Origin of the sequence: Pseudoalteromonas sp. SG45-3, from assembly GCF_014164075.1 — a bacterium.
Classification (GTDB): domain Bacteria; phylum Pseudomonadota; class Gammaproteobacteria; order Enterobacterales; family Alteromonadaceae; genus Pseudoalteromonas; species Pseudoalteromonas distincta.
In genome coordinates this window covers 58,568-70,337 of record NZ_JACJEN010000019.1, presented here as the reverse complement: position 1 = coordinate 70,337, position 11,770 = coordinate 58,568, and the positions used below count along the sequence as shown (strand labels likewise).

At 38.6% G+C, this 11,770-nt stretch carries 8 protein-coding genes; 6 read left to right on the top strand and 2 right to left on the bottom strand.

What is annotated here, in order from left to right:
• Positions 1-21: 21 nt before the first annotated feature.
• Entirely contained in the window at positions 22-258 is a 237-nt protein-coding gene (locus tag H5126_RS17545; protein ID WP_002960256.1) for a hypothetical protein, read from the top strand.
• 114 nt (positions 259-372) lie between these two features.
• Here the strand turns inward: H5126_RS17545 and H5126_RS17540 are convergent, their stop codons facing one another.
• Complete coding sequence (locus H5126_RS17540; RefSeq protein WP_182720345.1) at positions 373-2,226, bottom strand: cytochrome c/FTR1 family iron permease; 1,854 nt, start codon at positions 2,224-2,226, stop codon at positions 373-375.
• A gap of 283 nt (positions 2,227-2,509) precedes the next feature.
• Positions 2,510-3,793: a sodium:proton antiporter gene (locus H5126_RS17535; protein ID WP_182672379.1), complete on the bottom strand. Its 1,284-nt coding sequence runs from the start codon at positions 3,791-3,793 to the stop codon at positions 2,510-2,512.
• A gap of 648 nt (positions 3,794-4,441) precedes the next feature.
• On the opposite strand from H5126_RS17535, the gene H5126_RS17530 reads away from it, so the two are divergent.
• The 5 genes from H5126_RS17530 (at position 4,442) to H5126_RS17510 (ending at position 11,712) form a co-directional block, all read left to right on the top strand.
• The gene (locus H5126_RS17530) at positions 4,442-6,628 is read left to right on the top strand and encodes a M4 family metallopeptidase (RefSeq protein ID WP_182720316.1); all 2,187 of its coding nucleotides are present in this window, start codon (positions 4,442-4,444) and stop codon (positions 6,626-6,628) included.
• 89 nt (positions 6,629-6,717) lie between these two features.
• Complete coding sequence (locus H5126_RS17525) at positions 6,718-8,580, top strand: M28 family metallopeptidase (protein ID WP_182720317.1); 1,863 nt, start codon at positions 6,718-6,720, stop codon at positions 8,578-8,580.
• Between the two features lie 106 nt (positions 8,581-8,686).
• Complete coding sequence (locus H5126_RS17520) at positions 8,687-10,603, top strand: ATP-dependent DNA helicase (protein WP_182720318.1); 1,917 nt, start codon at positions 8,687-8,689, stop codon at positions 10,601-10,603.
• A 9-nt stretch (positions 10,604-10,612) separates the two neighbouring features.
• A complete protein-coding gene (tsaB, locus tag H5126_RS17515) occupies positions 10,613-11,314 on the top strand; it encodes a tRNA (adenosine(37)-N6)-threonylcarbamoyltransferase complex dimerization subunit type 1 TsaB (RefSeq protein ID WP_182694888.1) in 702 nt (233 codons plus the stop codon).
• A 68-nt stretch (positions 11,315-11,382) separates the two neighbouring features.
• The gene (locus H5126_RS17510) at positions 11,383-11,712 is read left to right on the top strand and encodes a hypothetical protein (protein ID WP_007580633.1); all 330 of its coding nucleotides are present in this window, start codon (positions 11,383-11,385) and stop codon (positions 11,710-11,712) included.
• Positions 11,713-11,770 lie beyond the last annotated feature (58 nt).

The window sequence follows — 11,770 nt, the reverse complement described above, 5'->3', positions numbered from 1 at the left end:
CAGTAAACTAAGGAAGTGTGTATGGATATCATGATTCCTTATTTAGGAAGAATAACCAGACTAGAAGTTGAGTCAAAAAGTGCTTTTCATATTGCGGGTGTGCAAAGTGGATCGGCCGCTGAAAAAGTTGAGCTAGAGAATAAAAAAAGGCGTGAGTTACAAAAAAAGAAAAAGCTGAATATGCTTGACGACCAAAATAGTAAAAAAAAGTCTAACGTAGATGATGACGAAAACCCCCATTTAGATACATGGGCTTGATAATACCAATTTTACTAAATACATAAGCAATTAACTAAAAAGGCCCTTGCGGGCCTTTTTACTATGTATTTTGCTTATGCCAATTAGCTTAAACTCTTAAGCAGATAGGCATTACTATTGGTTTTTGCTTTTAAATATATAAAAGCTAAATATAGCGAACACACATACCTGAGCTACAATACCTTGCCATGTTGACTTAATACCAAGCCATGCTATTTCAAAGCTCATTGGTAGCGACGCAATACCTATTATATCGGCCTCTTGTAATGCAATAACGGCTTTGCCCATAAGCACAAACGAGAGTGCAAATAATAGGTAAGTGGTAATTGCAAAAAACTTAGCAACCGGTAATTTAATTGAGTACTTAATTAATACCCACGTAATAATAGCCAGTATTGCTACAGCTATCGCGAAACCCGATGCAATAGATGAATATTGAGCAGGCGAGCTTTGCGTTAATAAAGACTGATAAAACAATACGGTTTCGAATACTTCTCGGTACACGGCAATAAAAGAAAGCCCCGCTAATCCCCAAAGTGTTCCCGACTCAAGACGCTTATCTATATTGTCTTTTATATATTTTTGCCATTGTTGCGCACTTGTTTTACTGTGCATCCATACGCCAACATACAGTAAGATTACAGCGGCAAACAATGCACCAGCACCTTCCATAACTTCGCGACTTGCACCACTTATTTCTATTAATGTTTGCGCAGCAGCCCATGTTAAGCCACCGGCAATAAGTGCGGTTACCCAGCCAACATGTACGTATTTAAGCGCATCTTGACGTTTCGTTTTAATAAGCACAGTCATAAGGGCAATTATAACTAAGAGTGCCTCTAAGCCTTCTCGCAGTAATATTATTAAACTCGCTGAAAGTAGGGCGCCATCAGTTAGCTTGGTTTCGTTTAGCATGCTATCTGCTTTAGATAGTTGAGTTAGTGCGGCATTTACTTTTTCGGCAACGACGGCTGTATCTTTTTCGTTTTTGAATGTTTGGCGTAGGTTCATCAGTTGTACTTCGATGTTTTTACGCAGTGTTTCGTCGTAGGCATTTAAGTTGTTTTCAACAAGCTCAAAGCCATCTAAGTATGCGCTAATTGCTAAATCACTTGCTTGTGAGTAATTGCCTTTAGCATGCGCAGCTTGCGCTGCAAGTAACTGCGTGCGAGTAACTGTTATCGGATTTTTGTTAGCGCTAAATAATTGCTCTGGATTACCACGAAGCCATTTAACGTAATGTGCTTGTGCTTCACTTTGACCTGCCGATAATTGTGCAGGGTTTAGGTTTACAATCTGCGAAGCGGTAATGTTTTGTTCTACATTTTGTGGTTTTTGAACATCTTTAAATGCCAAGCTACCTACATAAAAAGCTAAAGACCATCGTTGTTGTTCATTAAATTGGGTAAAAGCAACCATAGGCGTGTCGTCAATGCCGTTACTTACAGCGTCAAATAACCCCATTAATGAGCGGTTTGTTGCGCGTTCTTCATCGGTAAAGTTGGTAGGCTCTGGCGATAAATTTTTTGCAAGCGGACCGTCGCCTTGACCGCTTTGGCCGTGACACATTGAGCAGTTAGTAGCAAAAAGCGCTTTAGTTTGCTCAACCGGAAGCAGTGATGTAGGTAACGATAGTTGTGGCATAAAGGTAAGCAGCGACTCACGAAGCGCTGAGCTTGCTGCACGTACATCGGCAACACTCGCTTTATTGGCAATCGCTGTATGCAGTGCTTTAGCTTGTGCCTTTACTGTATCAAACTCATTGGTTTGGCTTGATAGCTGTCCAGCTTGCTCAATAATAACGTGCGAAAATTCAGTCATTTCTTGATATTCGTCGGGGTCTAGTATTTCACCATTTCCAACAGCTGCCACGTAATCTACACCTACATACTCTGCAAGCTGTGCAATTTGTTTTATTTTTGTTTGCTCATTAGGTGAGGCCGACACATTAAAGCTTGCCATAGCCATTATAAAAAGCACAAAAAAACAATGAAATTGTCGTTTGCCCAGAGATACCAAATTTAAAAACACGTGAGAATTATTTTTGGACATTGAAAAGCCCTACAGAGGAAAAGCCAAAATTATAATTGTTTTCATTTGCATTTCAAGCGGATTAATTTAAACAAAGAAGATAAATAAAAAGGATAACAATTTATAGAACTTTAAAGTGTTTTTGTAACACGTGAGTAACAGTAACCAAGTGATTTATATAATAACTTGGTTACTGAGTTGATTGCTCACAAAGCATTTATTACTTTGCTTGCTCAGCTGATTTAATGCTGCTTTGAATTAGCGGCGAAATAGTTAAGCCTTGTACAATAATAGAAAATATAACCACAACGTAGGTAACAATCACGATTAGGTTATGTAGGTCAGAGCCACCTATAAAAACTTGCTCGCGTGGAATTGCTGCCGCCATTGCCAGTGCAAGACCACCGCGTAGCCCACCCCAGGTTAAAATTTTAACACTGTGTTTATCGTAACTTCTAAAGCGTTTAAAGATAACAAAGGGTGCGCCTACGCTAATAAAGCGTGCTAGTAATACTGCAGGTACCATTAGTAGGCCTAAGCCAATTTCACCAAGCGTGATTGGCATCGTCACTATTAGCATACCTATTATTAAAAACAATAGGGCATTTAAAAAGCTATCGGTTGCATGCCAAAAATCTTTTACGTAACGAGTGTCTTCAGGCCCCGTGCGCTCAGTTGCTTTAGTACGAGTAATGTTACCCATTAATATGCCGCTCGTTACCATGGCAAGTGCGCCTGATATTTCCCAAATATTTGCAGCAGCAAAACCTGCGGTAGGAATAGTTAAGGTTATCAATAAGCGAATATTTACATCGCGGCTGTTAATAATTAAAAAGTGGCCAACCAAAGCGATAACCAAACCAAACGCAATACCGCCTAGGGCGTCTACAAAAAAGAGTTCTGCTATATCGCCAAATTGTGCATCGGTGCCATAAAAAGCAACCGAAAAAATGGTCGTAAATATTACTAAACCAATACCGTCGTTAAATAGTGACTCACCTTCTACTTGAACTGAGATTCCTTCTGGCGCTCGCATTTGTTTAATAATAGCAAGTACAGCAATAGGGTCGGTTGGGCTAATAAGCGCGCCAAATAATAAACAGTATATAAACGGTACATCAAAGCCAAATAAGGCAAATAGATAAAAACTTAAATAACCGACTATAAAAGTGGAAGCAATAGTAGAAAATAGCACTAGTGCGGTTATTTCCCAGCGCTGTTTACGAAGCGCCATAAGGTTAATTTCCAATGCGCCAGCATAAAGTAAAAATCCGAGCATACCTTTGAGTAATAACTCGTTAAAGTTAATACTGGAAACAATTTGGGTCATGGCTAACGCATTTTGATCGCCTAATAATTTAACGGCAATAATCAATAATAAAGAAATAACAACTGAGCCTGTAGTAATGGCAATTGTAGTTTGCATTTTGAGGATATATTGGTTTGCAAAAGCAATAAAAATTGCAATGGCAGAGAGAAAACAAATGAGATACCAAGCATTCATTGGCTAACCTTACTATTTTTTAACGACAAACGAAAAAGGGGAGTATAAACGCGGCATATGGTACTCCTGTGCTTTATCTGTGTCACAGTCTTTATGGTTTGATTAGCTATATTTATTATGTCCTGCAGGACATTTAGTTAATTTATAATTTCTATTGTTACGTTTTGTAATGCACTTTTTAATACTAGGTTACTTGGTGCAGGTAGTTGACTAAACCAATATAAAACATTGCTCTAAATAGTCCTTTTCTATTGTTGAAAGCGCGCCTTCTAATACGTACTTAAATGTTTTTAACTGCGTTAATTACCACTCTCAGTTAATCAAAAAATAAAACTCTATTTTTTGTTTTCACCAGCCATTTTTTAAACTTCTTCAATTTTTTCTAATCCTTTTTTAAATACTGGATAATGTAATTTTAAGTAAATATATGTTTACAAAGTGTAAAGTGGAGATTTTGATTACTTGTCACTAAATCAGTAACTAACTGTAATTTATTAGTTTAAATTTTAAACTAATACTTTACGTGTAAATTAAATGTTTAATTTTTAAATCTTCAATTTGTAACATATGCTTGATCCTTAATCGGGTACAGGTGGTTCCGGTTAATACAATTCCACTACAAACTAAATATTTTAACGGAGCGTAAACGTGAATTTATCAAAAATCACATTAGCAACTTTTGCTGCTTTAACTTTTGTTCAAGCAACAGATGCAGTAGCTGCGAATAAGAAATACCTAAATCAGCAACCGGATATAAATACTATGGTGCAATCAAACTCTGCATCAATATTATCTACAAGTCCTCAAGAATTGATTGGGTTGAGTGTAAGGAACGAATTAGTTGTATTAAAAGAGTTTACAAGCAATAACGGGGAGGTGACTCGCCGGTATCAACAAACCTACCAGGGGTTACCCGTGATAGGGGATACACTAAGCCTAACATTTAAAAACGGCATGCTAAAAAAAGCGCACGGCGCGGCAGTGTATGACATTGAAGGTGATATAAGCGATGTTAGTGCTAAATTATCAGCTAAACAGGCGATGCTCCAAAGCCAAAATGTAGGTATTGCAGCAAAAACAATTGGCTTAAAAAAACATAATGAAAAATCAAGATTGGCTATTTGGGTCGATCAGCAAAGCAAAGCGCACTTGGTTTATGAGGTGTCGTATGTCACCTATGGTAAATCGCCTTCTAGACCCTATCAGATTATTGATGCTAACTCTGGCGAAGTGCTACTTAGCTTTGACAATCTTCAGCATGCAGATGCTACAGGTCCAGGCGGAAATTTAAAAACAGGAAAATACATATATGGTACTGACTTTGATAGTTTAGATGTTACCCAGTCAGGCAATAACTGTACGATGAACAATACAAACGTGCGCACCATAAACCTCAACGGTGGTACTAGTGGTACGTCTGCATATTCTTTTACTTGTCCTGAAAATACATTTAAAGAAATAAATGGTGCTTATTCTCCTCTCAATGATGCGCATTATTTTGGAAATGTAATTTTTAATATGTATAACGATTGGATCGGTACGCCACCACTTACGTTTCAATTAAAAATGCGAGTTCACTACAGTAGTAACTATGAAAATGCATTTTGGGATGGCAGCGCCATGACCTTTGGTGATGGCCAAAATACGTTTTATCCGCTTGTTAGTCTAGACGTGTCTGCTCATGAGGTAAGCCATGGATTTACTGAACAAAACTCTGGCTTAGTGTACAGCGGAAAATCAGGCGGTTTAAATGAAGCCTTTTCTGATATGGCGGGTGAAGCGGCCGAATTTTATATGAAAGGCACTAATGATTGGCTTGTCGGCCAAGACATATTTAAAGGCAATGGTGCGCTTCGCTACATGAATAATCCAACGCAAGATGGTAATTCAATAGATAACCAATCAAGTTATTATTCTGGGATGGATGTGCACCATAGCTCTGGTGTATTTAATAAAGCTTTTTATAATTTGGCTACCACACCCGGTTGGGATACAAAAAAAGCATTTATTGTAATGACTAGAGCTAATCAGCTTTATTGGAGCGCAAGTACAAATTGGGATTTAGCCGGTAATGGCGTAATGGATGCAGCTTGTGATTTAAACTATGACCCAAGTGATGTACAAGCAGCGCTAAGTGCTGTGGGAGTAAACTCTAATTTAAGTTCAGGTAGCACGTGTAGCTCAACACCTCCTCCAACTAACGATGAAGCTTTAACTAATGGCGTAACTCGTACTGGTATAAGTGGCTCAGCTAAAGAGCAGTTGTTTTTTACGCTAGAGGTTCCTGCTGGAGCAAGTAATTTAGTGTTTAATACAAATGGTGGATCAGGCGATGCAGATTTATACGTACGATTTGGAAGCAAACCGACACTTAGCACTTATGATTGCAACAGTACAACTTCTACAAGTACTGAAAGCTGCTCTATAGGTAGTGCTCAAGCGGGTACATACTACGTTATGGTAGAGGCATGGAATGCTATTTCAGGCGTTTCATTAACAGGTAGTTATGACGGGTCTACTGGCGGAGGTGTTTCTCCAATTAACCGTACAGAAAGTAATGTGAGTGTTGCTTCAGGTGGTTGGACACGCTTTACGCAAAATTTAGATGCAGAGTATTCTTCACTCGATATTTCAATGGCCGGTGGTTCTGGTGATGCTGATTTATATGTAAATTTTGGTTCAGCATCTAGTACTAGCTCTTATGAGTGCCGCCCATATAAAAATGGAAACGTTGAAACGTGTACGATAGAAAATCCTCAAGCAGGTACATGGTATATAGACTTACAAGGTTATAGCGCGGCAAGCGGTATAACATTAAGTATTTCAGCCAATTAAGTTAATTTCTAGGGAGCATTCGCTCCCTTTTTTATTTTTCAAAACTCCCTCGTCTCAAATGCATTACTCGACTTAAAAGGTATCAATTAATGAAACACGCGATAAAAATTATGCTATTTAGTGCTAGTACTTTATTACTTACCCAACCCTCATACGCACAAGATACTGAAAGTGTTTGGGTAACGATAGATCCCGTTGCAGCCAAACATTATAAACAGGTTCAAAACTCGCTTAAACCAAATGATGAATTATTGAGTATACAAGATACAACATTACAAACAGTGAATTTGTTAAAAATAAGGCCTGCAAATATTGCTCATTTAAGTGAGTTTATGCATGATAATTATCATCGCTGTGGAGGGTTTGTTGCTCATGATTCGTTAATCGAGGCTAATGAATACACTCAGCAGTTAGCTTCTGTTCAAAATCAAAATCTAAGTGCGTTAGCTGCTACATATAGCATTAACAATCCGCAAACAACTCAGCAATTAATAAATAGTATTAGTCCAAATAATTTGACGAACACAGTTAATTCGATGAGTAGCTTTTATAATCGCTATTACACGGCTCAAACTGGGGTAGATGCCTCACAATGGCTAAAAGATTACTGGCAACAGTTAGCAGCTACACGTAATGATATAAATGTTGATTACTTTACTCATAGCTGGGCGCAGTCGTCGGTCATTGTTACTATTGCAGGAGATGAAGAGGCTGATGAAATTGTCATTATTGGTGGGCATTTAGACTCAATTAATCAATCAAATCCAAGCAACGGTCGCTCACCAGGGGCTGATGATAATGCATCGGGGATTGCTGTATTATCTGAAGTGTTAAGATCGATTGTTGAAAATGATTATAAACCGCAAAAAACAATTCATATAATGGCTTTTGCTGCAGAGGAAGTTGGTTTAAGAGGTTCAAAAGATATTGCTTCATCTTATAAATCACAAGGAAAAAATGTGATCGGCATGGTGCAATTTGATATGACTGGAAACAATGGCAGTAGCGAAGATATTGTAATGATGACTGATTACACTACAAATGCTCAAAACCAATTTTTAGGTCAGTTAATTGATACCTACTTACCTAGCATTACCTATGGTTTTGACCAATGTGGGTATGGGTGTTCTGATCATGCATCATGGTATCAACAAGGCTTTGCAGCATCAATGCCATTTGAATCTAGGATGGCTGATATTAATCCGTTAATTCATACACAGAATGACGCTAATTTTGATGCTGACCACGCTAGTAAATTTGCAAAACTTGCTGTGAGTTATTTAGCTGAAATGGCAAAAAATGCTGGTGATATAATGCCACCAGCTAATAATGAGTTACAAAATGGTGTTGCAGTTTCTGGCCTTGCAGGTGATGCTAAAGCGCAGCTTATCTATACGCTACAGGTACCTAATAATGCAAGTAACTTAAACTTTACTACCTCAGGAGGCAGTGGTGATGCAGACCTATATGTTAAATTTAATACAGCGCCTACATTAGAAAATTTTGATTGTAAAAGTACAACATCATCGAGCAATGAACGTTGTGATATTGCGAGTGCCCAAAACGGTATTTATTACGTTATGGTAGAAGCATGGAACGCTATTGCTAATGTTTCTCTTATTGCCAATTATAATGAAACAACAGCGATTGAACCTATTAATCGAACAGAAACTGATATTAGTGTTGCTACGGGAGATTGGGGGCGGTTTACACAAGACTTAGAAGCAGGGTATTCCTCTTTAAATATAACTATGGCTGGTGGCTCAGGCGATGCCGATTTATATATGAATTTTGCCAGTCAATCAACTGAATCTGTATATCAATGTCGACCGTATAAAAATGGTAATGCTGAAACGTGTAGTATTACCAACCCACAAGCGGGCAAGTGGTATATTGACTTAAAGGGGTACAGCGCAGCTAGTGGAATAACCTTAACTATAAATGCGCAATAATAACTAATGGGAGCTCTGCTCCCTTATTTATATACTCAAACCGATTACTTAATTACTTGCCCTTGATGTTTAGCTTACGTAAAATCCCGCTATTATTTATTGTAAAGTGATTGGTATTATCAAACAGCTGTTTAGTGCAACCGGGCCTTTAGCGTTATCTTTAGATGGGTATACGCCTCGCCAACCACAAATTGATATGGCAGTAGCTGTTGCGGATGCATTAAAAAACAGTTCGCAATTAGTTGTTGAAGCAGGCACGGGTACGGGTAAAACATTTGCATATTTAGCCCCTGCACTTAAGTCAAAAGGGCGCACGATAATATCAACAGGTTCTAAAGCTCTACAAGAGCAGCTTTATCACCGCGATTTACCGCAACTAGTTAAAGCTTTAAGTGCTTCAAAAAAAACCGCCTTATTAAAAGGGCGCACCAATTACCTATGCACCTACCGACTTAATCAACATGTTGCACATGTACCTACTGACGACTCCGACGTAATGCATCAACTAGCTATGGTAGCTAAGTTTGCAAGCGAAACACAATCGGGCGATTTGGCCGATTGTATAGGTATAGAAGATGATGCCAAAGTACTGCCTTATGTAAATTCAACAGCCGATAATTGTTTAGGTAAAGAGTGTCCAGATTTTCAAAGCTGTTATATACGCAAAGCACGTTTAACTGCGGCCGATGCCGATGTGGTTGTAATTAATCACCATTTGTTTTTTGCTGATATGGCTGTAAAAGAAAGTGGCTTTGCTGAACTTATGCCAAAAGCCGACGCATATATATTTGATGAAGCCCATCAGTTAAGCGAAATTGCCAGCGATTACTTTGGTGAAAGTGTTAGCACTAAAAAGTTGGTAGATTTAATTAATGATTTACGTGCTATTTATAGAGCTGAAATTCCCGATATGCTGCAACTTGGTAAAAGCTTAAACAAGCTTGAGACAAGCGTTGCTGATTTACGTTTACAATTTGGTGTTGATGGCAGCCGTGGCGATTGGCGAGAAAAACTAAGCGATAAACAAATTTGCGCGGCGCTCCATCGTGTGATCAGTGATTTAGATTTTGTTTATCAAGTACTCAAGCTTTGCCTAGATAGAAGCGACAAAATTGAGCATCCATTTGAACGTGCACTTGCGTTTAAAGGGCAGTTAGAGCGGGTTTTTGATACAGCCCAAACCGGCTTTAGTTATTGGTATGAAACAACGCGCCGTTATTTAACAATTAATATAACGCCATTGAATGTATCAGCTAAGTTTGCTCAAATGATGCAAGACACGGGCGCAGGATTTGTATTCACTTCTGCAACACTTTCGGTTGATAACAAACTAGAGCATTTTAATGCAAGCCTAGGCTTAAAGCCAAAACAAAGTATGATGGTAGATAGCCCATTTGATTACCCTAATCAGGCGCTGCTGTGTTTACCTCGCTACTTACCCGAATCGCATGCTGATAATATGCCACATGCAATTGTAAAACTAACGCTTGAGCTTATAAAATCAGCACAAGGGCGTTGTTTTGTGTTATTTACTAGCTATCGAATGATGCACTTAGTGGCCGAAGGGCTAACTACACAAATAGACTACCCAGTTTATATGCAAGGGCAAATGTCTAAGCGTATAATTTTAGAGAAATTTACTCGCCATGGTAATGCGGTATTACTCGGCACGGCTTCTTTTTGGGAAGGTGTCGATGTACGCGGCAGTACATTAAGTTGTGTTATTATAGACAAATTGCCATTTGCAGCCCCTGACGATCCATTGCTACAAGCTAAAATGCAAGATTGCCAAATGCAGGGAAAAGACCCTTTTTCACACATACAATTACCGCAGGCTGTAATTGCGCTAAAGCAAGGTGTAGGGCGTTTAATTCGAGATAGTAAAGACAAAGGCGTACTTGTAATATGTGATAATCGCTTAGTTACACGCCAATATGGCCAAGTATTTTTAAAAAGCTTACCACCGATGCGCCGCACGCGAAGCTTAGAAGATGCCAATACATTTTTAAAACAAATTAATTAGAGTACTAAAATGATCAAAAGTAATATCCTTGCCCTTGATGCTTCAACTGAAGCACTTTCAATTGTTTTACATTACCAGGGCCAAACGTTTCATCATTTTGAAGAGTGTCCGCAGCAGCACAGCCAAAAAATACTTCCACTTGTGGATGAACTTTTAACTAAAGCAAACTGTAAATTAAAAGATTTAGACGTAATTGGTTTTGGCCAGGGGCCAGGTAGTTTCACCGGTGTACGTATTAGTGTTGCTATAGCGCAAGGCTTAGCGTATTCAACTAATTTGCCGCTTGTTGGTGTGTCTACACTGGCTACTATGGCTCAACAAACGTTTGAACAAAAAGGCAGCCTGAGTGTTTATCCAAGTATAGATGCGCGTATGGGGGAGATATACTTTGCACATTACCAAGCGCAAAATAATCTAATGCTTTTGGTTAACCAAGAATGCGTTATAAAACCTGATTTACTAAACAATAAGTATATAGCAACCACTGAGCCATCTGTAGCTGTGGGCACGGGCTTTAAAACCTATCCTGATGCGCTAAATGACTTTGAAAACGTGACAATTAATACTGATATTACATTGCCTGATGCGCGTTATATGTTAGCGCATGTTGAAGCCGCGTTTTTAGCGGGTGACGTTGTAAAAGCGAGTGACGCTCAACCTAAATATGTGCGAGATACGGTAACGTGGAAAAAGCTACCAGGGCGTGACTAATCATATTATTTGCAAATTGGTTGTTTTTAAATCATAATTTTATACAATATTAAGGTTGGAGACGCGTAATGACGCTGCCTATTGGTTCAGGTTTTTTTACCGGGGATATTCCGGGTAGGGTTAGCCCTACTAAAGTTGTTACTAATAAACCACAGAGTTTATTAGACCAGCCGGCTGCTCAAAAAACGAATACCGATTATGTAAAAAGCAGTGTCGAGGGCGTCGAACTAGCTAATCAACTGTTTAAAAGCAGTGCTAAAAGCAATGAATACAGCCAAACAATTTACGACCAACCGACAGCTCAAGTAAGTAAAGCGATTTCTACTTATACTGAATTTGCTAATTTAGAACGCAGAGCCGAAGTACAAAATTTAATAGGTGTTGATATATACGCTTAAAGCTTAATTGAGCGTTTTAGATAAATACAGCGATAAAATTCAATAAAAAGCCCGAACA

Coding starts and splice junctions, on each gene's coding strand:
- H5126_RS17535 (WP_182672379.1), bottom strand. CDS start 3,793: ATGAATGCTTGGTATCTCATTTGTTTTCTCTCTGCCATTGCAATTTTT.
- tsaB (WP_182694888.1), top strand. CDS start 10,613: ATGATCAAAAGTAATATCCTTGCCCTTGATGCTTCAACTGAAGCACTT.
- H5126_RS17545 (WP_002960256.1), top strand. CDS start 22: ATGGATATCATGATTCCTTATTTAGGAAGAATAACCAGACTAGAAGTT.
- H5126_RS17525 (WP_182720317.1), top strand. CDS start 6,718: ATGAAACACGCGATAAAAATTATGCTATTTAGTGCTAGTACTTTATTA.
- H5126_RS17510 (WP_007580633.1), top strand. CDS start 11,383: ATGACGCTGCCTATTGGTTCAGGTTTTTTTACCGGGGATATTCCGGGT.
- H5126_RS17540 (WP_182720345.1), bottom strand. CDS start 2,226: ATGGCTATGGCAAGCTTTAATGTGTCGGCCTCACCTAATGAGCAAACA.